The sequence below is a fragment of the Microbacterium stercoris genome (assembly GCF_017592545.1).
Lineage (GTDB): Bacteria > Actinomycetota > Actinomycetes > Actinomycetales > Microbacteriaceae > Microbacterium > Microbacterium stercoris.
The window spans coordinates 396,761-422,438 of record NZ_JAGFOA010000002.1 but is presented as its reverse complement, the minus strand read 5'-3'; the positions used below and the strand labels follow the sequence as shown (position 1 = coordinate 422,438).

General features: G+C 70.7%; 23 protein-coding genes. 6 read left to right on the top strand and 17 right to left on the bottom strand.

The genetic code is table 11. From position 1 onward, the window contains the following. The first annotated feature begins 173 nt into the window (after positions 1-173). Positions 174-1,040 carry a PPK2 family polyphosphate kinase gene (locus J5V96_RS06145; protein ID WP_208501755.1) on the top strand — a complete coding sequence of 289 codons (867 nt, stop codon included), beginning with the start codon at positions 174-176 and terminating at the stop codon, positions 1,038-1,040. Between the two features lie 83 nt (positions 1,041-1,123). On the opposite strand, the gene menD is transcribed toward J5V96_RS06145, so the two are convergent. Further along, positions 1,124-2,797 carry a 2-succinyl-5-enolpyruvyl-6-hydroxy-3-cyclohexene-1-carboxylic-acid synthase gene (gene menD, locus J5V96_RS06140; RefSeq protein WP_307793540.1) on the bottom strand — a complete coding sequence of 558 codons (1,674 nt, stop codon included), beginning with the start codon at positions 2,795-2,797 and terminating at the stop codon, positions 1,124-1,126. Between the two features lies 1 nt (position 2,798). Further along, positions 2,799-3,206 carry a PLD nuclease N-terminal domain-containing protein gene (locus tag J5V96_RS06135; protein ID WP_236014531.1) on the bottom strand — a complete coding sequence of 136 codons (408 nt, stop codon included), beginning with the start codon at positions 3,204-3,206 and terminating at the stop codon, positions 2,799-2,801. Between the two features lie 95 nt (positions 3,207-3,301). Here J5V96_RS06135 and J5V96_RS06130 point away from each other — a divergent pair, with 95 nt between their 5' ends. Beyond that, positions 3,302-3,607, top strand: a complete 306-nt coding sequence (locus tag J5V96_RS06130) for a DUF4229 domain-containing protein (RefSeq protein WP_307793539.1) — start codon at positions 3,302-3,304, stop codon at positions 3,605-3,607. A 77-nt stretch (positions 3,608-3,684) separates the two neighbouring features. Here J5V96_RS06130 and J5V96_RS06125 read toward each other — a convergent pair whose 3' ends face one another. From J5V96_RS06125 to J5V96_RS06095, 7 genes are all read right to left on the bottom strand, one after another. Next, on the bottom strand, positions 3,685-4,644 hold the full coding sequence (locus tag J5V96_RS06125) for a 1,4-dihydroxy-2-naphthoate polyprenyltransferase (RefSeq protein WP_372439930.1): 960 nt from the start codon (positions 4,642-4,644) through the stop codon (positions 3,685-3,687). Between the two features lie 70 nt (positions 4,645-4,714). Next, entirely contained in the window at positions 4,715-5,734 is a 1,020-nt protein-coding gene (locus J5V96_RS06120; protein ID WP_208501751.1) for a PQQ-dependent sugar dehydrogenase, read from the bottom strand. Between the two features lie 495 nt (positions 5,735-6,229). Next, the gene (locus tag J5V96_RS06115; protein WP_208501750.1) at positions 6,230-7,363 is read right to left on the bottom strand and encodes an AMP-binding protein; all 1,134 of its coding nucleotides are present in this window, start codon (positions 7,361-7,363) and stop codon (positions 6,230-6,232) included. Positions 7,364-7,376: 13 nt separating this feature from the next. Next, entirely contained in the window at positions 7,377-8,684 is a 1,308-nt protein-coding gene (locus tag J5V96_RS06110) for an acetate and sugar kinases/Hsc70/actin family protein (RefSeq protein ID WP_208501748.1), read from the bottom strand. A gap of 61 nt (positions 8,685-8,745) precedes the next feature. Continuing rightward, positions 8,746-9,213, bottom strand: coding sequence for a hypothetical protein (locus tag J5V96_RS06105; protein ID WP_208501746.1), 468 nt, complete (start codon positions 9,211-9,213; stop codon positions 8,746-8,748). Positions 9,214-9,306: 93 nt separating this feature from the next. Beyond that, entirely contained in the window at positions 9,307-10,218 is a 912-nt protein-coding gene (locus J5V96_RS06100; protein ID WP_208501745.1) for a 1,4-dihydroxy-2-naphthoyl-CoA synthase, read from the bottom strand. A 28-nt stretch (positions 10,219-10,246) separates the two neighbouring features. Next, positions 10,247-11,062, bottom strand: a complete 816-nt coding sequence (locus tag J5V96_RS06095) for an LLM class F420-dependent oxidoreductase (RefSeq protein ID WP_208501743.1) — start codon at positions 11,060-11,062, stop codon at positions 10,247-10,249. 108 nt (positions 11,063-11,170) lie between these two features. Here J5V96_RS06095 and J5V96_RS06090 point away from each other — a divergent pair, with 108 nt between their 5' ends. Next, complete coding sequence (locus J5V96_RS06090; RefSeq protein WP_208501741.1) at positions 11,171-11,665, top strand: GNAT family N-acetyltransferase; 495 nt, start codon at positions 11,171-11,173, stop codon at positions 11,663-11,665. Between the two features lie 19 nt (positions 11,666-11,684). Here J5V96_RS06090 and J5V96_RS06085 read toward each other — a convergent pair whose 3' ends face one another. From J5V96_RS06085 to J5V96_RS06065, 5 genes are all read right to left on the bottom strand, one after another. Then, on the bottom strand, positions 11,685-12,752 hold the full coding sequence (locus tag J5V96_RS06085) for a hypothetical protein (protein ID WP_208501739.1): 1,068 nt from the start codon (positions 12,750-12,752) through the stop codon (positions 11,685-11,687). Further along, complete coding sequence (locus J5V96_RS06080; RefSeq protein WP_208501737.1) at positions 12,739-13,293, bottom strand: ATP-binding cassette domain-containing protein; 555 nt, start codon at positions 13,291-13,293, stop codon at positions 12,739-12,741. The genes J5V96_RS06085 and J5V96_RS06080 overlap by 14 nt, the downstream gene beginning before the upstream one ends. A 92-nt stretch (positions 13,294-13,385) precedes the next feature. Further along, positions 13,386-14,351 (bottom strand): peptidoglycan-binding domain-containing protein, encoded by a 966-nt coding sequence (locus tag J5V96_RS06075; protein WP_208501734.1) that lies wholly within the window; start codon positions 14,349-14,351, stop codon positions 13,386-13,388. Between the two features lie 92 nt (positions 14,352-14,443). After that, entirely contained in the window at positions 14,444-15,100 is a 657-nt protein-coding gene (locus tag J5V96_RS06070; protein WP_208501732.1) for a hypothetical protein, read from the bottom strand. Positions 15,101-15,176: 76 nt separating this feature from the next. Beyond that, positions 15,177-15,485, bottom strand: coding sequence for a lactococcin 972 family bacteriocin (locus J5V96_RS06065; protein ID WP_208501731.1), 309 nt, complete (start codon positions 15,483-15,485; stop codon positions 15,177-15,179). A 349-nt stretch (positions 15,486-15,834) separates the two neighbouring features. On the opposite strand from J5V96_RS06065, the gene J5V96_RS06060 reads away from it, so the two are divergent. Then, positions 15,835-16,818 carry an o-succinylbenzoate synthase gene (locus J5V96_RS06060; RefSeq protein WP_208501729.1) on the top strand — a complete coding sequence of 328 codons (984 nt, stop codon included), beginning with the start codon at positions 15,835-15,837 and terminating at the stop codon, positions 16,816-16,818. A gap of 19 nt (positions 16,819-16,837) precedes the next feature. Here the strand turns inward: J5V96_RS06060 and J5V96_RS06055 are convergent, their stop codons facing one another. Then, a complete protein-coding gene (locus J5V96_RS06055; protein WP_208501726.1) occupies positions 16,838-17,485 on the bottom strand; it encodes a TetR/AcrR family transcriptional regulator in 648 nt (215 codons plus the stop codon). A gap of 108 nt (positions 17,486-17,593) precedes the next feature. Here J5V96_RS06055 and J5V96_RS06050 point away from each other — a divergent pair, with 108 nt between their 5' ends. Together J5V96_RS06050 and J5V96_RS06045 are read left to right on the top strand one after the other, a co-directional pair. Next, positions 17,594-20,353 carry an MMPL family transporter gene (locus tag J5V96_RS06050; RefSeq protein WP_208501724.1) on the top strand — a complete coding sequence of 920 codons (2,760 nt, stop codon included), beginning with the start codon at positions 17,594-17,596 and terminating at the stop codon, positions 20,351-20,353. Continuing rightward, positions 20,350-22,542 (top strand): YhgE/Pip domain-containing protein, encoded by a 2,193-nt coding sequence (locus tag J5V96_RS06045; RefSeq protein WP_208501722.1) that lies wholly within the window; start codon positions 20,350-20,352, stop codon positions 22,540-22,542. The genes J5V96_RS06050 and J5V96_RS06045 overlap by 4 nt, the downstream gene beginning before the upstream one ends. Before the next feature lie 143 nt (positions 22,543-22,685). Here J5V96_RS06045 and J5V96_RS06040 read toward each other — a convergent pair whose 3' ends face one another. Then, a complete protein-coding gene (locus J5V96_RS06040; protein WP_208501720.1) occupies positions 22,686-23,561 on the bottom strand; it encodes a 1-phosphofructokinase family hexose kinase in 876 nt (291 codons plus the stop codon). A 49-nt stretch (positions 23,562-23,610) separates the two neighbouring features. Then, positions 23,611-25,632: a PTS fructose transporter subunit IIABC gene (locus J5V96_RS06035; RefSeq protein ID WP_307793538.1), complete on the bottom strand. Its 2,022-nt coding sequence runs from the start codon at positions 25,630-25,632 to the stop codon at positions 23,611-23,613. Between the last annotated feature and the right edge of the window lie 46 nt (positions 25,633-25,678).

The following is a 25,678-nucleotide window of genomic DNA, read 5'->3' as shown; positions in this document are numbered from 1 at the left end:
CGCCCGCCCGTCTCGAGCTCCTGGTCGAGCCGCGCCGCAGGGGCCGCTCTCCGCACGGCGAGTTCTGACCACGACCGGAACGAACGACCGGAGCGAACGACTCGAGCCGGACGCAGAAAAGGAGGGAAGTACAGCCCTTGACCCGGGGCGCTCCCCCGCGGGCAGAATGGCGCATGATCGCGAAGAGCCAGACCCGGTGGACGGATGATGCGCGCACGGTGCTGCGGGTGGGAGAGGGCTTCCGGCTCGCGGATGTCGACCCGAACGCGACGCCGGGATACGACGGCGACAAGGTCAGCGGAAAGCTCGACCTCAAGAGCGGGCTCGAGCAGCTGGCCGAGTATCAGGAGCGCCTCTACGCCGCCAGTCGCGGCGGCACGGCGACGGACGCGGTGCTGCTGGTGCTGCAGGCGATGGACTCGGCGGGCAAGGGCGGTGTCGTGCGCCACGTGGTCGGCGGCGTCGATCCGCAGGGCATCGAGCTGGCCGCGTTCAAGGCTCCGACCGAGGAGGAGCTGTCGCACGACTTCCTCTGGCGCATCGAGAAGCGCCTGCCCGGCGCGGGCCTGATCGGCGTGTTCGACCGCTCGCACTACGAGGACGTGCTCATCGGGCGCGTGCGCCGACTCGCGGAGCCCGCCGAGATCGAGCGCCGCTACGACGCGATCGCCGAGTTCGAGCAGCGCGTGGCCGACTCAGGCACGCGCATCCTGAAGGTGATGCTGCACATCTCGCCGGAGGAGCAGGGCAGGCGCCTGATGGAGCGCCTCGACCGGCCGGACAAGCACTGGAAGTACAACCCGGGCGACGTCGACGAGCGCGCTCACTGGGACGAGTACCAGGAGGCGTACCAGGTGGCCCTCACCCGTACGTCGACCGACCAGGCTCCCTGGTTCGTCGTGCCAGCGAATCGCAAGTGGTACGCGCGGCTGGCCGTGCAGGAGCTGCTGCTTGAGGTGCTGGAGGACATCGACCCCCAGTGGCCCGCAGCGGACTTCGATGTGGAAGGCGAGAAGGCCCGCCTGCGGGCCACCCTCTGACGGCACGAGTCGTGGTCAGGAAACGCCGGGCGGGCGAGAGGGCGCGCGGCGATTCGTGACCACCACCCCTCGAGCGCACGGGCTCAGCGCTCCAGCGGCACCTCGATGATCGTGCGACGGCCCGGCGCGATGAGCGCCTGATCCAGTGCGGAGCGGGTCGTGACGCGCGTGTGCTCCCAGCCGTAGGCCCGTGCGAGCGACGCGAGGTCGGCGACCTGGGGCGTGTACTGCACGCGCTCCATGTCGTCGCGCGAAGCCACCTGCGCGACCTCCAGGCCGTCGAAGATGGTGCCGCCGCCGTCGTTGCCGACGATGAGCTGGATGCGCGGCTCGTCCTCGGACGCGGGCACCAGCAGGGCGCCGACGTCATGCAGCAGCGTGAGGTCTCCGAGCAGCACGCGGGTGACGCCCGGACGCGCCCCGTCCTGCGCGGCGAGGGCGATGCCGAGGCCGGTGGCGACCGTTCCGTCGATACCCGCGAGCCCACGATTCGCGTGCACGGGCACGCGCTTGCCCGGCAGCACAGCGTCGGCCACGCGCACGATCCGCGACGAGCCGAACACCAGCCGGTCGTGCGGCCACGTCGCCGCCCACACCGCCGCCGCGAGCTGCTCGCGATCGACCTCGCGACGCACGGCGGCGAGCTCGATGCGATTGGCCTGGGCACGAGCGAGCGGATCCTTCGAGGTCAGGCCCGCGAGATCCGGCGCCGGAGCGTCCAGATCCACCACGCGCGCCGCCGACGCCCGCATCCACGCACCGAGCCACGCGCGATCCGGATCTCCCACAACCGTGAGGGCGTCGACATGCGCGGTCGTGTGGTTCAGATCCAGATCCTCGCCCGGGCCCCGCACGGCGATGACCTCGACGTCCTCGCGCGAGAGCAGGGACGCGACCTCGCGGCTCAGTGTGGGATGCCCGAAGACGACGGCGCGCTCGATCTCGCCGCCCAGCGACGGCTCCCGCAGCAGAGCGCGGTAGCCGTGCACGACGTGGCGGCCGAAGCGCGATCCGCTGACGATCTCGGCGATCAGCGGGAAGGATCCCTCGTGCGCGAACTGCTCGGCATCCGGGCCGGCATCGGCTCCCGCGATCACGACCGTGCGGGGGCCCTGCGCCACCGCGTGCGGGGCGGGGCCGGCCGCGGCCGACCGCTCGACAGGGACCGCCCGGGTCTCGCCGTCCGCGAACCATCCGGGCAGCACGCCGGCGAGCGGTTCGCGGGAGGGCAGATTGAGGTGCACGGGGCCGGCGTGCGGCGCCGACGCGGCGGCCATCGCCTCGCGAGCCAGCTCGCGCTGCGCATCGGTCTCGCCGGCGGCTCCCGCAGGAACCGGCGCGTCGGCGGAGAAGCGGGTGAAGGATCCGAAGATGCCCGGCTGAGCCGTGGCCTGATTCGCGCCCACGCCCCGCAGCTCGGGAGGACGGTCGGCCGTGAGCAGCAGCAGCGGCACGCCCGCGTGATGTGCCTCCATCACTGCGGGCAGCAGGTTGCCGACGGCCGTTCCCGAGGTACAGATCACCGCTGCCGGAACCCCGGTCTCGCGGCCGATGCCGAGCGCGGTGAAGCCCGCGACGCGCTCATCGATGCGCACGTGCAGCCGGATGCGCCCGGTGCGCTCGAGCGCGGCGGCCGCGAGGGCGAGCGCCTGCGAGCGCGACCCGGGGCTCACAACGACGTGCCGCACGCCGAGGGCCGCGAGCTCGTCGAGCAGCGCCGCGGCCGCCTCGGTCGCGGGAGACGCGAGCGCGCTCACGTCAGCGGGCTCCGTCGGATCCGGGCCCGTCCGGTGCGGAACCGTCCTGATCCGGAGCCGGCTTCTCTCCCCGCTTCTGCTCGGGCGTGGGGTCGTCGCCCTCGGCGTCGAGCCGGGCGAGCTCCTCCTCGAGGAGCCGGATGCGCTCATCCTGATCGCTCGCGCCGCGCAGCGTGCCCAGGAACTGCGGGTCGTCGTCGGGCGCGACCACACGGCCCGCCTGCGGGCGCGCTCGCCCGAGTGCGAACCAGAGCACACCGCCGAGCACGGGGATGAGGATGACGATGGCGATCCACGCGCCCTTCGACACCCCGCGGTGGCGCGAGGGCGGCTGCAGCGCCACATCGACCAGGCTGAACACCCAGAAGACGACGGCGGCGATGCCGAGGACGATCAGGACACGCGTCATCTCTCGATTATCCCCTCTGCGAGCGAAGCAAGCGGCCGCTGTGGTCGCGGCCGCTTCGCGAGGAGGCTCTCAGGCCTTCTTCGTAGACTCGAATCGTGAAGAACTCGCCCGCCGTCGCATTCGCCGTGTTCACCGTCCTGCGCCTCGCGGCGTTCCTGGTGCCCTTCGCGCTGATGATGCTGCTGCCGGCATTCCACGACCTCTGGTGGCTCGCCGCCGTGTTCGCGGCCCTCATCGGCCTCAGTGTCTCGGTGCTCTTCCTGCGCCGCCCGCTGGCCGACGCCACCCTCGCCCTGGCCAACCGACGCGCCGCCCGCGACGCCGCGCGCTCGACGAAGACCGAGCGAGAGCTCGAGGACGAGCTCGAGGACGCCGCGAACGACGAGGCTCAGCGGGGCTGACGCCTGCGGAAAGCTCGGGGCGTCTCGACTCGCTTCGCTCGCTCGACGAACGGGGGGCGGGGCGGGGCGGGGCGGAGTCAGCCCGCGAAGGCCCAGAAGAGGAAGCCGGCGTAGCCCAGCGACGTCAGCGACGTCAGAGCGAGAGCCGTGACGAGCTCGCGCGGGTCGCGGTAGGTCCACACGATCAGGATGGCCGGGCCGCCCGCGAGCAGGGCGAGAAGCGCCAGCCACGCGATCGGATAGAAGGCGGCGAGCAGCACCGCGATTCCCATCGGGAGCACAATGAACAGCGTGAACAGGATCTGCGTCCAGCGCCGGCCGATCAGCACCGTCAGCGTGCGCTTGCCGACGCGGCGATCCTGATCGATGTCGCGCAGGTTGTTCGCCAGAAGCACGGCGCACGCGAGGAGGCCCGCACCGATCGCGCCGAACCAGGCCTCCTGCGGCAGGGCGAGCGCCTGCACGTAGGTGGTCCCGAGGGTGGCCACCAGGCCGAAGAACACGAAGACGAAGACCTCGCCGAGGGCGTTGTAGCCGTAGGGACGCTTGCCGCCCGTGTAGAACCACGCGGCGACGATGCAGACGGCTCCCACCAGCAGGAACCACCACTGCTGCGTGCGGATGGTGATCGCAATGCCGGCGATCGCCGCGATCCCGAAGAAGATCAGCGCGGCGATCAGCACCGAACGCGGCGTGACCCTGCCCGACGCGGTGAGGCGCGCGGGACCGACACGATGGGCGTCGGTGCCCCGGATGCCGTCGCTGTAATCGTTCGCGAAGTTCACGCCGATCTGCAGCGCGACCGCCACCGCCAGGCAGGTCAGGGCGATCACCCAGTGGAAGACGTCGGTGACGAGGAGGGCTGCTCCCGTTCCGATGACGACCGGGGCCACCGCAAGGGGCAGCGTGCGCAGGCGCGCCGCGCCGATCCAGTCGCCCGCGGTCACGGGCCGCGCCGTGGGCGAGGCCGCCGCGCGCGAGATGCCGCGCCTCGCCGGATTGCCGCTCACGCCGTACGTCTGGGATTTCTTCGCCACGATCGATGATCCTATTCCGCCTGCGGCATCGGAGCCTCGCCGGGTGGCCGCCGCGGCTCGCGCGATCCGCTCACTCGGCGGGCAGGTCGATGCGGAGGATCCGGTCGTCGTCCGGGCCCGGGTCACCGCGGCCGTCGGTGTTGTTCGTCAGGATCCAGACCTCGCCGTCGGGGGTGACGGCGACGTCGCGCACGCGGTCGCCCGTGTGCAGATCCGCGCTGTGCTCGGGGGCCGCCACCGTGAGGGCGCGCAGCCGCTCGCCGCGGAGATTCGCGATCAGGATCACGTCGTCCGCGATCGCAAGTCCGCTGGGACTGGCCTCGGCGGTCGTCCACTGGCGGATCGGATCCGTGAAGCCGCGGTCCTCGCCGCCCGTGCCCTCGACATCCGGCCAGCCGTAGTTCGCTCCGGCCTCGATGACGTTGAGCTCGTCCCATGTGTTCTGGCCGAACTCGGTGGCGTACATCGTGCCGGAGCTGTCCCAGGCGAGGCCCTGCACATTGCGGTGGCCCATCGACCACACGAGGGAGTCCGGATCCGGGTTGCCGGGGGCCGGATCCCCGTCCTCGGTCATACGCAGGATCTTGCCGCCGAGGGAGTCGGGATCCTGGGAGTGGGATCCGTCGCCCGCGTCGCCGGTGGAGACGTAGAGGAAGCCGTCGGGGCCGAAGGCGAGGCGCCCGCCGTTGTGGTTTCCGGCCGCCGGGATCCCGTCGACCAGGGTCACGGGATCATCGAGCGAGCGAGGGTCATCGAAGCGCTCGACGCGGTTGCCGCCGGCGCCCGTCGAGTACGCGTAGAGCCGCCCCTCCTCGTCGAAGGCCAGACCCAGCAGTCCGCCCTCGCCGCCGTGCTCGACTCCCGCGACCACGCCGAGCTCGCTCGTTGTGCCATCCGGATCGAGGCGCAGGATGCGGCCGCTGTCGCGCTCGCTGATCAGGACGGTGTCGTTGTGGATCGCGATCGACCAGGGCGCGGCGAGTCCGCTCGCGACGACCTCCGAGGGGGTCTCGGGCGGCGGGCTCGGTTCGCCCGCGCATCCGGTCAGCACCAGCACGGCCGCCACCGTCACCGCCGCTCGTCGTCGCATGCGGCCAGGGTACGCCGGGTGCGCCGCCCGTCGCGCGGCAGCCCCGCCACGCGCGACGCCCCCTCGTTCGTCGAGCGAGCGCAGCGAGTCGAGACGCCCCAGCCCCCGCACGACCCCGACCACGCGCGACGCCCCCTCGTTCGTCGAGCGAGCGCAGCGAGTCGAGACGCCGAGGCCCCCGCACGACCCCGACCACGCGCGACGCCCCCTCGTTCGTCGAGCGAGCGGAGCGAGTCGAGACGCCCAGGCCTCCGCACGACCCCGACCACGACCACGACCGACGCTTCGGCGTCTCGACTCGGTCGTTCCTCCCTCGCTCGACGAACGGAGGCGAAGGAACCCCGACAGGCCCGAACGCACGGGACGCCCCTCGTTCGTCGAGCGAGCGCAGCGAGTCGAGACGCCGCAACCCTCGCAGGACCCCGACCACGACCGGCGCTTGGGCGTCTCGACTCGGTCGTTCCTCCCTCGCTCGACGAACGGGCGGCGGGCGACTCAGACGAGCGTGCGCAGCGCGACGCGGTCGGGCTTGCCCGAGCTCAGCCGCGGGAGGGCATCGAGCAGCACCAGGCGCGAGGGACGTGCGGGCTTGCCCACCGCCGCCTCGACCGCGGCGCGCGCCGCGGCGAGCGCGGTGTCCGGGTCGGCCACGTCCGCACGCGGCGCGACGAGCACCGGCGTCTCGCCCCAGCGCTCGTCCGCGGCACCCACGACGACCGCGGCGGCGAGCCCGGGCAGCTCCCGCACGACCCGCTCGACGCGGTCGAGCGAGACGTTCACTCCCCCGCTGACGATCACGTTGTCGATCCGACCGGTGATGCGCAGGATGCCGCCCTCGACGGATCCGGCGTCTCCCGTGCGGTACCAGCGGGTGCCGTCGTCGTCGCGCACGAAGACGCGATCGGTGAGCGCGGGATCGCCGAGGTACCCGTCGGCGAGGGTGGGGCCTGCGATGCGGATCTCGCCGTCGATCTCGGTCAGGCGCACGCCGTCGAGGGGAATGCCGTCGTAGACGCATCCGCCCGCGGTCTCGCTCGATCCGTAGGTGCGCACGATGCGGGCGCCGTGGGCGGCGGCGCGCTCGCGCAGGGTCTCGGGCAGCGCCTGTCCGCCGATCAGGATCGCCTCGAACGAGGCCAGGGCGCGCGCGATGGCCGGATCGGTGTCCGCCGCGTCCACGAGCGTCTGCAGCTGCGCGGGCACCAGCGAGGTGAATGTGGGCACCCGCTCGCCGCCGTGCGATGAGTGCATGCCGCTCACGACGTGCGCGAACGCGGCCGCCGAGAAGCGGCCGGCCAGGATCGCGGGCTCGGTGCCCTGCACCAGCGAGCGCACCAGCACCTGCACGCCCGCGACGTATGTGGCGGGCAGCGCGAGCAGCCACTGGCCCTCGCCGATCCGCGCCGAGGTGGCGAGCGCGCTGGAGGTGAGCGCCGCCCGCGAGAGGACGACGGATTTCGGCACCCCGCTCGATCCGGAGGTCGTCACGACCACCGCCGTGCCCGCCGGCACCTCCGCCGGCAGCGAGTCGCCACCGCCGAGGGCGACGGCGGGCCCGACGCCGAGAGCCGCGCGCAGGGCCCGGAGGACTGCGCGCGGCTCTTCGGTGCCGATCGGCTCGAGCCTCATCGGCGGGGCGACGTCAGGAGGACGCCTTCTGCTTGCGCGAGGTGGGACGTGCCTCGGCCGGAGCCCCGGCGGCGGCCTTGGCGGCCTCCTCCGCGGCGCGGGCCGCGAGGAAGAGGCCCTCGCGGTTGAGGTGACGCGAGTAGCGGGCGTCGAGGTAGAGCACGGGAACGTCGCCGGCGGCCTCGATGAGAGCCGGGTACAGCTCCTCCTTGATCGGGCCCGAGCCGCCGCCGTAGACGTAGACGACCTCGGTCGACTCGCCCGACTGGCTCAGCGTCTCGCTGAACGCGCGGCGGATCTGCTCGACCAGGTGCTTCACGTCGGGGTCGACGAGCGCCTGCGCGCGCTGGTGGCGCGAGCGCTGCAGCACCGTGGGGGTGGCCTGCAGGAAGTCGGCGAGCTGCTTGCGGCTCGTGAAGCGCAGGTCGGCCTCGTCCTGACGGTCGAGCGCGTTCTCGAGGATCGTGCCGTAGCCCATGTCGAGCGTCGACGCGGCCTCGGCGTTGAAGCGACCCGAGGTGAAGACGGGGAAGTTCACCGTGCCCTCGCCCACGTCGACGCCCACCGTGTTCTGCGCGGCGACGAGGTCGGCGCCGGTCACACCCGGCAGCACGTCGGCCTCGCGCGAGCGCAGGTCGGCGAGCAGGGCCTCGGCGAGCGGCTCGCCCTTCTCGGTGATGGCGAACTGCGCCGAGGCGCCCTCCGCCACGACCTGCACGTCGACGAACTCGAGGCGCACGCTGACCGGGGTGTTGAAGTTCTTGATCGTCACCAGGTGCACCGACGATCCCTTGGACCCGATGAACTCGCCGGCGTAGCCGTAGCGGCGAGCCACGAACTCGCTGATCGGCAGGGCCAGGCCCGCGCGCACCTCGACGCGCAGCTCGTGGTCGGGCAGCGAGCCGTTGGCGCGCACGTAGTCGCGCAGCGCCTTGGCGGCGAAGACGCCGAGCACGAGGATCTTGCTGAGCTGCTGGTCGGCCTTGCTGGCGTGGCCGTCGTGCACCTCGAACTCGCTGAACGCCGAGCCGCGCACGCTGAGCGCCGCGCGACCGAAGATGCGGCGGTCGCTGTCGGTGATCAGCGGCGACGAGAACGACGCGTCGAGGCGGTTGTAGAAGTCCTGCTCGGCGTCGGCCATGATCTGGTCCGCCTCGGCGTCCTCGATCGGCACCTTCGGCGACTGGCGCGGCGTGGCGACGATGGCGCTGGGCAGATCGATCCGGTCGCGCACCCCGCTGTCGGTGTTGAGGATCATGCCCTTCACGTAGCCGTTGCCGACGTCGATGCCGCCGGTGAGGTGGAGGGTGTCGGAGCTCATAGCTGGAGGGTCCTTCCGTGGGCGTGGTCGTATCCGGTCATTGCGGTCGTGCTGCCCGTGTTCACAGACCGAGGAGATCGTCGATGGTTGCAGATGCCGCCTTGGCGTCCGCCTGGGGACGAGATGCCGGGGGCGGAGTGGCCGCGCTCGCGGCACGGCCGGCGTTGATCTCGGCGATGAAGTCGTCGTCATCGGCTTCCGTCGAGGCGGGGGCCGCGGCCGGGTCCGGAGCGGGAGCCGCAGCCGGGGCCGGTGTCTTCGTGGGCGTCGGAGCGATCGGCCGCGAGACGATCTCCGCGACGAAGTCGTCCTCGTCCGGGTCGACGTACGCCATCTGCGCGTGGACGCGGGCGGGCGGGCGCACCGGACGGTTGGCGACGTCGACGAACCCCTCGCGCTCGATCGCCTCGCGGATGAGGCGGCGCACCGACTCGGACGCGGAGTACTGGAGGTTCAGCCACTCGATCACCGACACGTCGGCGACGGGCACAGTGATCTGCACCTTGCGACTGGTCACGGCCTCAGCCATGTCACGCTCCTCGGGATCTCGACGCGATTCTGCGTCACGGCCACCCTAATATGTCGGCTCTGGACGCGCCGGATGCGGGACGGCGGCGACCCGTCAGAAGTGCCAGGGATACGGCGACCAGTCGGGTTCCCGCTTCTCCAGGAACGAGTCGCGCCCCTCGACCGCCTCGTCGGTGCCGTAGGCGAGACGCGTGGTCTCCCCCGCGAACACCTGGAGACCCGGCAGGCCGTCGTCGACCGCGTTGAAGGCGAACTTCAGCATCCGGATCGCCGTGGGCGACTTGGTGAGGATGGTGCGCGCCATCGCCACCGCCTCGCGCTCGAGGTCGGCGTGCGGCACGACCCGGTTGACCGCACCCATCTCGTACATCCGCTGCGCGGAGTGCTCCTCGGCGAGGAAGAACACCTCGCGTGCGAGCTTCTGCCCGATCTGCCGTGCGAAGTAGGCCGACCCGTACCCGGCGTCGAAGGATCCGACATCCGCGTCGGTCTGCTTGAACCTGCCGTGCTCGGCGGAGGCGATCGTGAGATCGCACACGACGTGCAGGGAGTGACCGCCGCCGGCCGCCCACCCCGGCACCACCGCGATGACCACCTTGGGCATAAAGCGGATGAGCCGCTGCACCTCGAGGATGTGCAGGCGCCCGGCGCGGGCCGAGTCGGTGACCGAGACCTCTTCGTCCGAGTACTTGTAGCCGTCGCGGCCGCGGATGCGCTGATCGCCGCCCGAGCAGAACGCCCAGCCGCCGTCCTTCGGGCTCGGGCCGTTGCCCGTCAGCAGCACAACGCCGATCCGGGGGTTCTGGCGTGCCTCGTCGAGAGCGCGGTACAGCTCGTCGACGGTGGCCGGACGGAAGGCGTTGCGCACTTCCGGGCGGTCGAACGCGATGCGCGCGATGCGGCCGTCCTTCGACACGTGCGCGGTGATGTCCTGGTAGCCCTCGGAGCCGGGGGCCGGATCCCACTCGGCGGCGTCGAACAGGTCGGAGACGAAGCGGTCGGTCACCGCTTCAGCCTATGCCGGACCGCCTGGGCTAGCCGTTGATGCCGTCGCGCCAGTCGAGCCAGCGCTGCACCGAGTCGAAGTCGATGTCGGGCCCCGAGACGCCGTGCGTGAAGAGGCGCACGCCCGCGTCGTGGAGCTTGCGCGCCTCGGCCTCGTCGCGACGTCCGAGCTCGTTGGACAGCACGAGGGTCGACGTGTCGCGCTGCTCCTTGTCGGCCCAGCGGCTCAGCACCTCGAGCTTGTGCGGCAGCTCGTCGGGCGACACGAAGCTGTGCCAGATGTCGGCGTGACGGGCGACGAGCCGCAGCGTCTTCTGCTCCCCCGCACCGCCGATCAGGATCGGGATGTCCCGCGTGGGCTCGGGGTTCAGCTGCGCCCAGCGCGACTCGATGCGCGGCAGGGCCTCGGCCAGCGCATCCAGGCGCTGGCCTGCCGTGCCGAACTCGTAGCCGTACTCGGTGTAGTCGCGCTCGAACCATCCCGATCCGGTGCCGAAGATGAAGCGTCCGGTCTCCCCGCCCTTCTTCGAGATGTGGTCGATCGTGCGCGCCATGTCGGCCTGCAGATCGGCGTTGCGGTAGCTGTTGCAGTTCACCAGCGCCGCGAACTCCACGCGCTCGGTCTGCTCGGCCCAGGCGGCCAGCATGCTCCAGCCCTCGAAGTGCGTGCCGTCCGGATCTCCCGACAGCGGGAAGAAGTGGTCCCAGTTGAAGAGGATGTCCACGCCCATGTCCTCGAGACGGCTCACCGCATCGCGGATGACCTGGTACGAGTCGTGATGCTGCGGGGCGAGCTGAACGCCGAGGCGCACGGGACGGTCGGTGTCGAATCCACTCTGAGTCATGGCCGAAAGCCTAGGGGCGCCCCGAGGGGGCAGGGCTCGCGGGCCGCGAAGTCGGACGAGGGGTCACGGCGCGCGATCTCGGCCCGGCCCCCTCGATACGCTGGCGAGATGCAGACCCTCGCCGACGGCGCCATCCTGCGCCGTGCCATCCCTGCCGATGTGCCGGGCATCTTCGATCGCATCGTCGAGCTCGCGATCTACGAGCGCGAGCCGGATGCGGTCACCTCGACGCCCGAGCTGCTGCACGCGTCGCTCTTCGGCGAGAACCCCAACGTCTTCGCCCGCGTCGTCGAGTCGGACGGCGAGGTCGCGGGCATCGCGATCTGGTTCCTCAACTACTCGACGTGGACGGGACGCAACGGCCTGTACCTCGAGGACCTCATCGTCAAGGAGACCCACCGCGGCCGCGGCTACGGCCTCGCCCTCATGAAGGCGCTCGCTCGCGAGTGCGTCGAGAAGGGCCACACCCGCTTCGAGTGGACCGTGCTCGACTGGAACGAGCCCTCCATCCGCTTCTACCGTCAGCTGGGCGCGAAGGGGCAGGACGAGTGGACCGTGCAGCGCGTCGACGGCGAGGCGCTCGCCGCGCTCGCGGCCGACTGACGGCCTGCGCCTGAGCGCCTCAAGAACGGCTCTTGTAGTGGCGGTACAGGTCGCGCTCTCGGATGTGGAGGACGCCGATGAGACTGCCGACCAGGGCGCCCACTAAGCCGGCTCCTGCAATCCTCCACGCAGGCAGGAACTGGAGGACCGTGTCACCCACATCGGGCTGGAGCGCGACGAAGCACCAACCGGCCGCCAGAGCTGTCAGACAGGCGGGGACAGCCACGGCCATGCACTCGATCACCGAGCGACTCGCAAGCGTGCGACGGGTCACGCCGACGTGCAACGCGGACGCGATCTCGATTCGACGTAGGCCGTTCATAGCAGCGACCACGATCAGGGATCCGAGAAAGGCTGCGAGTGGGGCAAGCCGGGTGGGCCGATCCTCGATCCGCTGCACGAAATCGAACGTTGATCCGAGGCTGGAGTTGAGCTGCGCCAGCGTCGCGTCGGAGTCCGCACCGGCCAGGGATGCCATCGGCAGGGAGGTGAGATGGTCATCGCTCGAGGGGATGTCCACCCAGCATTGGTCGTACGGGCGAGTAGGTGGGGTGATACTCAGCGCCGCCCATCCCAGACCCGCTGCTCGGCCGTCATCGGGGTAGCTGAAGATTGCCGCGACCTCCGCGGCGCCTGTCTGCGTGACCAAGGTCGTGCCGATGCGTGCACTCAGGTCCTCCGCGAGCTCCTTCGACAGGATGAGGCCCGCTGACTGCGCAGTGTTGCGACCGGCGAGAAGCTCCGCAAATCCCGGTGTGACTTCAAAAAAGGGAACCTGGACGTCGGGAAGAGCGCGCAACCTGAGGGGCTTTCCGGTGCGGATCGCTCCCGCACCGGCCACCACGCCTGCCTGTGACAAGCGGTCGCACTCGCTACCCGAAACCGCTCCGATGGACGTTGCGGTCATGGTTGTCGCGCCGGACGCGACGAACTTGTTATAGGACTCGAAGACCCCTCGCACATCGGAAAGGTCGGCGGCCACGAGTGTGCCAAGTACGAGAAGCAGCCCGAAGAATCCGATGAATGGGCGCCCGTTGCGCGACCGCACCTCACGTACCGCCTCGCCGAACAGGTCATGGGGATGCATGGCGCCCCTGCGCCGTCAAGGCGATCTGCTCATCACATTGGTCGGCTGTCCGTTGATCGTGAGTGGCGATCACCACGATGCCGCCGTCAAGGCTGGTCTGGCGCAGTGCTTCATTGACGGTGGTGGCGGAGTGCTGGTCGAGCTGAGCAGTCGGTTCGTCTACGAGCAGAAGGCCCGGCGCGTGCGCAACCGCCCGTGCGAGCATGAGCCGTTGCCCCTGGCCTCCGGACAGAACCCGAAACTCCGAACGCGCCTGCGGCATCAAGCCGAACCGATAGAGCAGCCGCATCGCCTTCAACTGCGCCTCGGTGCGCCTCATGCCTCGCGCAAGCATCGGCAGGACGACGTGATCGATTGCGGTCCGCCGCGGCGACCCGGTCGGGTTCTGGAACACCCATCCGATCGTGAGTTCGGTGTCGTTTTCGATTGCGCCCGTCGAAGGGATCAACTGGCCGGCGAGGATGCTCAGCAGGGTGGACTTGCCGGATCCGGACGAGCCGGTGATCGCGTAACGCTTCCCTGATGCCAGGTCCGCGGTCACAGGATCGAAGAGAGGTCGACCCCCGGGGAACTGGTGCGAAACCCCGCGCACTCGTATGGCCGCAGGATGAACGGGGGTGAAGCATGAAGAACTCAACGACACCCCTGAGAGCTCTCGGCGGGAGACAGGGAGACCGCGTCAGGCGCGTCGGTGTCTTCGGGGAACGCCACGTACGCCTTCCCCAGTTGAGAAGTTACGAGCTCGACGGGGTAGCCGGTCGCCCCTGCCCACACACACGCGGACGTGTCTGCAAGGTCAGTGAGAGCGCTCACCGGGACGCCCCAGGCGTCGACGGGCTCGGCGAGCTCGAAGAGGACGTCCACTTGCAGGGTGGTTGATTCCTTCAGCACGCCGCTTGGCTGTGCCTGCGACCGCGCGATGGCGAAGGCGTCTGACGACTGCAGCGCAACGCGGCCTGCCTCGTCTAGGCTGCCTTCCGCGCTGATCGGGTGCTTTTCGCCTTGGATGTCTACAACGCGGGCGCCATCGATCATGGCAGATGGTGGATCTGTCAGCATCGCGGAATCGACCTCTCCGCGTGCGGTGGCGAGACTCGCTTGCAGGTTGATCTGCTGGCCGAGCGCGACATCGCAACTGACAGGCAGGAACTGATCGACCGGGAGCCAAAGGATATCGGCCCGGTAGATCGCGTCGGTTGCGGATGCTCCGATCGCCTTGTAGAGGGAGTTGACCCCCTCGAGGGTCTGCCAACTCACAACGCCCCCGGAGCCGGCAGCGAGCCCCAAGGAGTGCAGGGTGTCCTGGAGAGCTTCGACGTCGGGACCGGAGTCACCTAAGTGCAGATCTCGCCAGATGGGGACCTCTGACTGAAGATTGAGGAGAGGGCGCCCATCGACCGAGAAGCTGGAGGAACCGCTCACCATCTTCTCGCCAGGCAGACACGCCACGCGCGTCGCAACGCCTTCGGTAGGCGACTGCAGCACCGCAGGCACCCCGATTTGTACGGACAATGCGACCGTGCGGGCATCCGTCAGTTGCGAGGAATCGATCGGGTAGTCGTCGGCCGGGGAGTCAGATGCGACTGCCAGGTCGGGCACCGCGTGAGGCGCGAGGGCCAACCCCAGTGCGAAGGTTGCCCCGACGATGGGAGCGCCCAGAAGTACTGCCCAGACGACAGAGGGCCGCTTCCTCAACGCGAATGCCCGAGCGGGTCGATCTGGCATTCACTCAGTTTCTCGCGAGCCTCTTCGGTGTCGCCGATGAGCGGGAACTTTCCGTCACGCATGTTCTCCTCGAAGTCAGCCGGGGAGTACCCCTTCGGCACGACACCGCTGTCGATCAGGCAATCGATGACGATAGCTGATTCATCCAGGCGTTCTGGATTTCGATTCGTCCACGAGTAGAGGGAGAGAACCTGAGCCTCACCCGTCGACGTAGAGCAGTTATTCACACGTCGGTTGACGACATCTGTGCTGGCGTTCGGGGGGAAATCCACACCATACGATCCATCAAACGCATAGTTAGTGATTTCGTAGCCGAAATCGGATACGCACCGCTTGAAATCACTCAGAACTTCGTGAGCCTCAGCCTCGGTGATGTTGCTGTCGCTGAGCATTTCGCGTACCGCGTCATTCGGCGCGATCGAGGTGTTGTATGCGAACTCCGCAGCATAGGGCCCGGTGAATCCCTCGGTGCTCACCGGTGCGGGCGCGGCATCCTGGCGCTCAGGATCATCGGCTGGTGCGGATGAGCAGCCTGCGAGCGTGCTCACAACAAGTGCGACGCACCAAACGAGCACGGTCTTTGAACTGAAAGAGATACGAGCGTCCATGGTCTTGCGGTCCATCCCGTCCATGTCCCATGGGCACGTACTGCGGCCGTCGCGATGAGTGCGCCGGCGGCCGCAGTAGGTGCCAGATGAATCAGGACACGTTGTAGTAGGCGGTGTTCCCAGAGATCTTGGCCGGCTGGTTGGCCAGAGCGGCGACCCCGCGGCTCTTCCATCCCGTCGTCTGGCACCATCCGCTCAGGTCCTGAGCGCCGCAGGCGGTGGCCTTGTGCGTCTTGGTGTTGTGATAGTAGTGCGAGTACACGCTGTTGCCTGTGACCCCGTAGTACCAGGTGCCACCCGCGGGATACTCCAGTGCCGCGTTCGCTGCCACGGGTGACGCCACTGCGAATGTGAGACCGACACCAACCGCAAGGATCGTACCGAGCGACTTCTTCTTCATCGTTGCTTTCTCCTCAACGCAGACTTCAGCTACCGCGTCTTCACGGCAACCTGATCGCCCTCCTCATTTATAAGAGGTGGGAAACTCAAGAAGGACCCCAAAGGAGAGATGCAGTGGCGATCAATCCTCGTCGCGTGTGATTTCCTCCGCGAACGCGGTGATTTCCTCCGCGAACGCGTGTGCAGTCGCCTGCTCAGCGGGCATTGCCTTCTGGGCTTCCGGCGGGAGCTCATACCTCCTGACAGCGACCGGCAGCGCCGACCCGGATGAGCTCGGCGTACGCCATATCGTTTCGTCTGGGCTCCCGCCCCCGGCGCCGATCTCCTGCGCCACGCGGCAGGATGGGGCCATGACGAGCCCCACGCTGTCCGACGTCCTCGCCACCGCCCGGGTGGTGTCGCTTCCGCTGAACACCCGGTTCCGCGGGGTCGAGCATCGCGAGGCCGTGCTGCTCGAGGGGCCCGAGGGCTGGGCCGAGTTCTCGCCCTTCGTCGAGTACGACGACGCCGAGGCGAGCACATGGCTCGCCGCCGCGGTCGACTTCGCCTGGCGCCCGCAGCCTGCCGCTCTGCGCGACAGCATCCCCGTCAACGCCACGATGCCCGCCGTCGCTGCCGAGCGCGTGCCCGAGGTGCTCGCGCGCTATGACGGATGCCGCACGGTGAAGGTCAAGGTCGCCGAGCCCGGCCAGACCCTCGCCGAGGATGTGGCCCGCGTGGCCGCCGTGCGCGCGGCGATGGGCGCGGTGGGACGGATCCGCGTGGATGCGAACGGCGGCTGGAACGTCGATGAGGCCGAGCACGCGGCACACGCCCTCGCCGAGTTCGACCTCGAGTATCTGGAGCAGCCCTGCGCCACCGTGGCGGAGCTCGCCGAGCTGCGCGCGCGCCTGAAGCGCTGGGATCTGCCCATCGCCGCCGACGAGAGCGTGCGCAAGGCGCAGGATCCGATCGAGGTGGCACGCAGCGGCGCGGCCGACCTGATCGTCGTGAAGGCGCAGCCGCTCGGGGGTGTGCGCCGCGCGCTCGGCATCGTCGCAGAGGCGGGCCTGCCGGCGGTCGTCTCGAGCGCCCTCGACACCTCGATCGGTCTCGCGCAGGGCGCGGCGCTCGCGGCGGCCCTCCCCCGACTCGACTTCGACTGCGGGCTCGGCACCGCCTCGCTGTACGCCGCCGACGTCGTGCGCGAGCCGCTGCGGGCGCGCGACGGCGCCGTCCCCGTCGGACGGCTCACGCCGGATCCGGATCTGCTCGCGCAGCACGCGGCGAGCGCCGAGCGCACCGAATGGTGGATCGCTCGTGTGCGCCGGGCCTGGGAGGCCTCGGCGCTCTGACCCTCACGCGGTGTGAGGGTCAGCAGCCCTCGGGGCCGTGCTCGATGATCAGGTCGGCGATGCGCCCGATCTCCTGCGCGCGCAGTTCGAGCAGCTGCTGCTCGGGGAGCCCGGCGATGATGCCGCGGGCGGAGACGCCCTCCCAGGCGGTGAGCACCACGCGGGCGGCCTCCTCGGTGGGCAGGGTGAGCGAGAGGCCCTTGGCGCGCACGACGTCGTCGAGCAGCACACCGACCTCCCGGACCATGCCCTGATCCTGCGCGAGATAGGCCGCCGCGGTGTCCGCGTCGCGCATGGCGCGATTGCGGATCTCGCTCATCAGCAGCACTCCGAGGCGCACGTCGCCGGGCACATCGAGCGCCTCGACGAGGCCGACCGTGTCGTGGGCCGAGGGCCCTCCCTCGATGAGCCCCTGGATGCGCTCGCGCACGGCCTCGACCTGCTGGCTGATGAAGGATCCGGCGAGCTCGACGAAGAGCTGGTCCTTCGAGACGAAGTTCGAGTAGAAGGCGCCGCGGGTGAAGCCCGCGCGTTCGCAGATGTCCTCAACAGACGTCTCGCCGAGGCCGACCTCGGCGAAGACCTGGGCGGCAGCCTCGAGGAGGCGGGCGCGTGTGTTCTCGCGACTGCGGGTCGCGGGCTTGGCGTCGGTCACATCGTCCTCCATAGGGAACTTCCAGGATAAGAAGTTGCCTCTCCCTCACTTACGATACACACTTGTATCGGATACACCGCTGTATCGAATCCCCATTGTCTGTTCCTCTCGGAGGCGCCTGTGTCCACGCTGCTCTACTCGCTCGGTCGCTGGTCGTACCGTCACCCGTGGCGAGTGCTGTTGGGCTGGCTGCTGATCCTCACCGCCGTCGGCGGCGCCGCAGCGGGCCTGAACAAGGGCTTCGACAACGCCTTCTCGATCCCCGGCACCGAGTCGCAGGAGGGCCTGCAGCAGCTGCAGCGCACCTTCCCCCAGGTCTCAGGCACAAGCGCCCAGTTCATCGTGGTGGCGGCCGATGGCGACAAGGTCACCGACCAGGCCTACGTCGACGCCATCGACGACGCGATCGCGCAGATGGAGGATGTGCAGGGGGTCTCGAGCGTCACGTCGCCGTTCGACGAGATGGTCACCGGCATGGTCGCCGAGGGCGACACCGCCGCGATCGTCCGCCTCCAGTTCGACGGCACCATGACCGACGTCACCGACGAGGACAAGGAAGCGATGCACGCGGTCGTCGACGATCTGCGTGCCGAGCTGCCCGACGGATCCGAGACCGCCCTCGGCGGTGAGCTGTTCGCCACCGAGCTCCCGACCATCTCGATCACCGAGGCCGTGGGCGTCATTGTGGCGCTGATCGTGCTGATCATCGTCTTCCGCTCCTTCGTGCTCGCCGGCCTTCCCCTCGGCATCGCTCTCATCGGCGTCGGCATCGCGCTGCTCGGCCTCGTCGCCTCCACCCAGTGGGCCACGGTCTCGGCCACCACGCCGATGCTCGCCCTGATGCTCGGTCTCGCGGTGGGCATCGACTACTCCCTCTTCATCGCGGCCCGACATCAGGATCAGGTGCGCGACGGGGTCGAGCTCGAGGAGTCGGCCGGGCGCGCCACCGGAACGGCCGGATCGGCCGTCGTCTTCGCGGGCGTGACCGTGCTGATCGCGCTCATCGGCCTCGGCTTCGCGAACGTGCCCTTCCTCACGACCATGGGAATCGCCGCAGCCATCGCCGTCGCGGTGGCCGTGCTCATCGCCATCACGCTCACCCCCGCGATGCTCGGCTTCGTGAAGGGCCGCGTGCTCGGCTGGAAGCGCCGCCCGCGCACCCGCAAGAAGGCGCCGGCCGAGCCCAAGAAGGGCTTCGCCACCCGCTGGGTGGGGATGATCACCCGCCACCCCGTCGTCACCACGATCGCCGTGGTGCTCACGCTCGGCGTGCTGGCGATTCCGGTCGGCAGCCTCGGCCTGTCGCTGCCGAACGCGGGGGTGCTGCCCAAGGACAACGAGGCGCGCATCGGCTACGACCTGACCTCCGAGCACTTCGGCGCGGGTTTCAACGGCCCGCTCGTGCTGACCGGCACGATCGTGACGTCCGAGGATCCGCTCGGTCTGATGGACGACCTCAAGACCGAGGTCGAGAAGCTCCCGGGTGTGGAGAAGGTGGCGATCTCGACCCCCAACGAGACCGCCGACACCGGATTCGTGCAGATCGTGCCGACCACCGGCCCCAGCGACCCCGCCACCAACGACCTCGTGCGCGAGCTGCGCTCGCACCACGACGAGTGGCTCGACGAGTTCGGCATCGACCTCAAGGTGACCGGCGCCACCGCCGTCGGCATCGACATCTCCGACCGCCTGGGCGCCGCGCTCATCCCGTTCGGCATCTTCGTCGTCGGCCTGTCGTTCATCCTGCTGATGGTCGTGTTCCGCTCGATCTGGGTGCCGCTGAAGGCCGCCCTCAGCTACCTGCTGTCGATTCTCGCCGCCTTCGGCATCGTCTCGGCGGTGTTCTCGTGGGGGTGGGGCGCCGACCTGCTGCACGTGGCGCGCACCGGCCCGATCATCGCCTTTATGCCGATCGTGGTGATGGGTGTGCTGTTCGGCCTCGCCATGGACTACGAGGTGTTCCTGGTCTCCCGCATGCGCGAGGACTTCGTGCACGCCGCCCGCAAGAAGGGCGCGACGCGGGAGATCGCGATCGAATCGGTGCGCTCGGGCTTCTCGGCCTCGGCGCGCGTGGTCACCGCGGCCGCCGTCATCATGTTCGCCGTGTTCGCCGCGTTCGTCCCCGAGGGCGACTCGAACCTCAAGCCCATCGCGCTGGCGCTGGCCACCGGCATCGCGATCGACGCGTTCCTGGTGCGCATGACCCTGGTGCCGGCGATCATGACGCTGCTCGGCGAGAAGGCGTGGTGGATGCCCAAGTGGCTCGACCGCATCCTGCCGTCGCTCGACATCGAGGGCGAGGCCGTCGAGCGCGAGCGCACTCTCGCCGACTGGCCCGAGCCCGGGTCGACGGCGATCATCGCGGCCGACGACCTGGCCGTCGCCGCCGGCGACGTGGTTCTCGCCTCGGGCGTGACCCTGCGCGCCGAGCCCGGCGAGGCGATGGTGATCACGGCCGCCGACCCGCGCGCCGCCCGCGCCGTCGGCCTCGCGATCGCCGCACGCGTGAGCCCCCAGCAGGGGCTGCTGCGCGTCGCCGGACACCTCCTGCCCGGCCGCGCGCCGTGGGTGCGCGCGCATGTGGGCGTCGCCCTGCTCGACGGCTCCGAGCCGCCGGCACGCGCCCTGCGCGACGCCCTTCGCGGCGGCACCCGCCTCGTCGTCGTCGACGGCGTCGCCGAGCTCGACTCCGCCGAGCGCGACCAGCTGGCCGCCCTGCTGCGCGATGCCCGTGCCGGGCTCGCTCCCGAACCCCTGACGGTCGTGCTGACCGGATCCGATCCGCTTCCGTCCGCGCAGCTGCTCGCGGACGCCGGATGGGAAGCCGCCCAGCGCATCGACCTCGCCCCCGCTTCCGCCACCACCGAGGTGCACGCATGAATCTCCTCCGCCGTCTCACCGCCACCGGCATCGAGCGCGCACGCAGCGCCCGCCCCGTCACCTGGCTGACTCTCGTCGGCGTGCTGGTGCTGCCCGCCCTCATCGGCGGCGCGCTCGTGGCCGCGCTGTACAACCCCACCGAGCGTCTCGACAACATGTCGGCCGCGATCGTCAACCTCGACGAGCCCGTCACGATCCAGGATCAGTACACGCCGCTCGGACGCCAGCTCGCGGCCGGTCTCGTCGACGGCTCCGACGACCTCGACAGCAACCTCGACTGGGTGCTCTCGAACAAGGAGGACGCCGCAGAGGGACTCGCCGACGGCACGTACCAGGCCGTCGTCACGATCCCGAAGGAGTTCTCGGCCGCCGCGACCTCGTCGGGCCAGCGCCTCTCCGGCGAGGACACCGAGCCCGAGCAGGCCACCATCCGCGTCGTCACGGCGCCGGATGCGCGTCTGGCCGACGAGATGATCACCTCGCAGATCGCCTCTGTCGCCACCTCGTCGATGGGACGCATGCTCTCGGAGGCCACGCTCTCCAACGTTCTGATCGGCTTCGGCACGCTGGGCGACAAGCTCGGCGAGGCCGAGGACGGCGCGGTCCAGCTGGCCGACGGCGCCACGCAGCTCGCCGACGGCGTCACCCAGCTCGGCTCGGGCGCCGGTGAGCTCGCCTCGGGCGCCGGCCAGCTGGCCGACGGCGCCACGCAGGTCTCGTCGGGCGCCGCCGGGCTGTCGGGCGGCGCGACCGAGCTCGCCAACGGGGTGCACGGTCTCGCACAGGGCGCGAGCGGCCTAGCGGACGGCGCGAATCAGCTGGCCGCCGGCGCGAACGCGCTGTCGGTCGGCCTCAACGGCGACGGCACCGCGAAGAACCCCGGCCTCGCACCGGGCCTTCGCCAGGTGGCGAACGGCGCCACGGCGCTCGTATCGGGCCTGCGTGCCGGGGCGGACAAGATCGTCGCGGACGGCATCGTGCCCGCTGAGATCACCGAGGGGGCGCAGGGCGTCTCGACCGGCCTGTCCAGCCTCGCCAAGCGCTGCGCCACCTCGGGCGCCGATGCCGCGTTCTGCGCCGAGCTCGCCGGCTACTCCGACGGCGCGGCACAGCTCTCCGGCGGCATCTCGACCTTCGCCGCCGAGTCTCCCACGGAGCTCGCGGCGAAGCTCGACGGCGCGGCGAACGAGGCGTCCACGTTCACCGGCGGTCTCGAGCGGCTCGCCACCGGCGCGGCCGATGCAGCCACGGGAGCCTCCCAGCTCGCGACCGGCGTCAGTGGACTCGCCGGCGGCGCGGCCCAGCTCTCGCAGGGCACCACGCAGCTCGCCGGCGGAGCCGACCAGCTCGCCTCGGGTGCCTCGCAGCTCGCCACCGGCGCCAGCGGCATCGCCACCGGCACCTCCGAGCTCGCGACCGGCGCGAGCGGTCTCGCCGAGGGCACGTCGCAGCTGGCGACGGGCGCGGGAGATCTCGCGACCGGCACGACGCAGCTCGGCGAGGGCCTGGGCCAGGCGACCGAGCAGCTCCCCTCTTTCGACGCGGACGAGGCGAACTCGATCGCGAGCGTCGTCTCGGATCCGGTCGCCGCCGCCAACGGGACCGGCGTCTCGCTCTTCGGCGCCGCGGCCATCCCGCTCCTCGCCGCGATCGTGCTGTGGTTCGGCGGCCTCGCCACCTTCATCGTGATGCGCTCGGTCACCGCCCGCGCCCTCACGTCGCGACGCTCGTCGGTCTTCCTCGCCGGCAGCACGCTTCTCCCGGCGGCCGTGGTCGGCGCCATCCAGGGCATCCTGGTCGCCGCCGTCGTGCAGATCGTCAGCGGCTACGAGGCCGGCACGGCGCTCGGACTGTTCGCCCTCTGCGCACTCGTGGGCGTGGCGTTCGCCGCGATCCACCAGGCGCTCGTCGCCCTGTTCGGCGGCGCCGGGCGGTGGGTCGCCGCGCTGATCGGCGCGATCGCCCTGGCCACGGGCATCGTCTCGACGCTGCCTGGCTGGCTCGCCTCGCTCGCCGGCGCCCTGCCCACCTCGCCCGCCTACCGCGCCCTGCTCGGCGTGGTCACCGAGGCGGGAGGCACGGGCGGCGCGATCGTCGCGATGCTCGTGTGGGCGGTGCTCGCCTTCGTCATCACAACCCTCGCGGTCGCCCGCAAGCGCACGGCCTCGGCCCGCCTGCTCCTGGCCTGACCTCGCGCGCTGCGCTCGCTCAACCCCGGGCGGTGGTCCTCACCCCGCCCGCTCGTTGAGCGAGCGCAGCGAGTCGAAACGCCCAGGCCCCGGCGCAACGCCCAACCCCGGCGCAACGCCCAGCCCCCGGCCCAGGCCCCGGATCACCCGAAGGGCAGCTCCGCGAGCCGGGTGCCGGGGAGGGCGGCGGTGGCCGAGCCGTAGCGGATCGCCGTTGCGACGCGCTCGGCGGGCGGAAGCCCCGCCACGTCGGCGAGCAGGTACCCGGCAAGAGAGCTGTCCCCCGCGCCCACCGTGCTGCGCACCTCGATGCGCGGCGCGTCGGCGTCGTGCTCACCCGAGGCGTCGATGAGCGTGGCGCCGTCGCCCCCGCGCGTGAGCAGCACGGCTCGCACCTGCGCGGGCACGAGCTCGGCCACCGAGGCGAGCCCGAGCTCGCTCAGCAGGCCCGCGAGCTCCTCCTCGTTGGGCTTGATGAGGTCGACGCCCCCCGAGGCGACGGCCTCGGCGAGGGCCCGGCCCGAGGTGTCCACGGCGATGCGCGGCGGTCGCTTGGCGCGCGAGCGCACCGCCAGCGCGACGTCGACGTAGAAGTCGGCCGCGACGCCCGGAGGCAGCGATCCCGACATGACCAGCCAGTCAGCGCCGTCGGCGGTCACCACGACCGCGTCGATGAGGCGCGCCTGGTGATCTCGGGTGAGGGCGGATCCGGCGAGGTTGATCTTCGTCGTCTCGCCGTACGGATCCGTCAGCGTCAGGTTCACCCGCGCGTGCGCCGTGATCGGCACGGTGCGTACGGGAAGGTCACCGAGCGCCACGCGATACGGATCGGCGTGTGCGAGCGGGAGCACGGCCGTCACGGGGTGTCCCGCCGCACGTAGGACGCGGGCGACGTTGACGCCCTTGCCGCCCGGATCCTCTCGCACGGACAGCGCCGACTGCACCTCGCCGGGCTCGAGCACGTCCGCCAGCTCGACGGTGCGGTCGAGCGCCGGGTTCATCGTGAGCGTGACGATCATGCGCCCAGCCAAGCACGCGCGCCGCGCGACCCGCGAGGGGCTTGCCCCCTCACGCCGCCACCGCCTCCGGTGCCTCGACGGGACGGCGTCGGGCGAAGCGCTTGAGCGCGACCACGGCGAAGCCTCCGACCAGCACACCGGCGATCAGCGACACCGCGAAGCCCCACAGCGGGTCGATCGCGAAGAACACAAACGCCCCGCCGTGCGGCGCGCGCGAGCCGACCTGGAACAGCATGCTGAGGAAGCCCGTGACCGCGCCTCCGAGCATCGACGCCGGGATGACGCGCAGCGGGTCGGCGGCCGCGAACGGGATCGCGCCCTCCGAGATGAACGACAGCCCTAGCAGCCAGGCGGCCTTGCCGTTCTCGCGCTCCGGGGCGCTGAAGCGCTCGCGATCGAGCACCGTCGAGGCGAAGGCCATCATGAGCGGCGGCACCATGCCCGAGGCCATCACGGCGGCCATGATGAAGAACGGCACGGGGTTCTCGGCCGAGCCGGCGCCGAGGCCGGCGACCGCGAAGGCGTAGGCCACCTTGTTGATCGGACCGCCGAGGTCGAAGCACATCATGAGGCCGAGGATGATGCCCACGAGGGGCAGCAGGCCGGAAGCGGCGAGGCCGTTGAGGCCGTCGGTGAGGGCGCCCATCAGCGCCGCGATCGGGGCGCCGAGGAACAGCACGAGCAGCCCGCTCGCGAAGATCGACCCCAGCAGCGGGATGATCACCACCGGCATCAGTCCGCGCAGCCAGCGCGGCACGCGGAGGGATCCGAGCCACAGGGCCGCCAGTCCCGCGAGAAGACCGCCCACGATGCCGCCGATGAATCCGGCGCTCGTCAGCACCGCGACGGATCCGGCGACGAATCCGGGCGCGATGCCCGGTCGATCCGCGATCGCGAAGGCGATGTATCCCGCCAGTGCCGGCACCAGGAAGCCCATCGAGATGCCGCCGATGGTGAAGAAGACGGCGCCCAGGTACTGCGCGAGCCCGCCCTCGGGCAGGTTCCAGAGCGCGTTCTCGACGGCGATCTGGTTGGCGACCTCGTTGATCCGGTACCCGCCGAACAGGAAGCCGAGGGCGAGCAGCAGACCGCCGCCCGCGACGAAGGGGATCATGTACGAGACGCCGGTGAGCAGGATCCGCTGGATGCGCGCGCCGAACGACTCGGCCTTCGCGGGGCTGCTCGATGCCTCCGCCGATCCGGACACGCGCTCGGCGGCGGGATCGGACGCGGCCCGCGCGGCGCGCGCCAGCAGCTCGGGAGCACGCTCGATGCCGGCCTTGACGGGCACCCGCACGACCGGCTTGCCCGCGAAGCGCTGCGGCTCGCGCACGTCGACGTCGACCGCGAACACAACGGCGTCGGCCGCGGCGATCACCGCGGGGTCGATCGCGGCGTAGCCGCTCGAACCCTGCGGCTCCACGTGCAGCTCGACCCCGGCCTTCTTCGCCGCGGCGGTGAGCGCGTCTGCGGCCATGTAGGTGTGGGCGATGCCCGTGGCGCAGGCGGTGACCGCCACGATGCGCGCCGGACGACCGTCGACCACGATCGCCCCGTCGGCAGGGGTCGCGGCCGGGGCGGGCGCGGGCGTGGCGGCCGGGGCGGGGGCGTCCGCGGGCGCGTCCTCCTCGATCGCGCGGCGCACGATCGCCACCGCCTCGTCGGCGTTCTGCGCGGCGCGGAGAGCGGCGAGGAAGTCCTCATCCATCAGGCTGCGCGCGAGCTTCGACAGCACCGCGAGGTGCTGCTCGGCGGCCGTGTCGGGCGCGGCGATCATAAAGACGATGTCGCTCGGCTCGTCCTCGGCGCCGAAGTCGATGCCGGGGTTCAGCCGCGCGAACGCGAGGGAGGCCTGAGTGACCGCGGCGCTCTTGGCGTGCGGGATCGCGATGCCGCCCGGAAGGCCGGTGGCGTCCTGCTCCTCGCGCTTCCACGCGGCCGCGAACAGCTCCTCGGCGTCCGTGGCACGGCCCTGCGCGACGAAGCGATCGGCGAGAGCGCGCAGCACCGTGCGCTTGTCGGGCCCGAGGTCCTCATCGAGGCTCACGAGCTGGGGGGTGATGGTGGACACGACTCCTCCTCGAGGGTGTTCGCGGCGGCGCCGCAGCAGTTCAGGA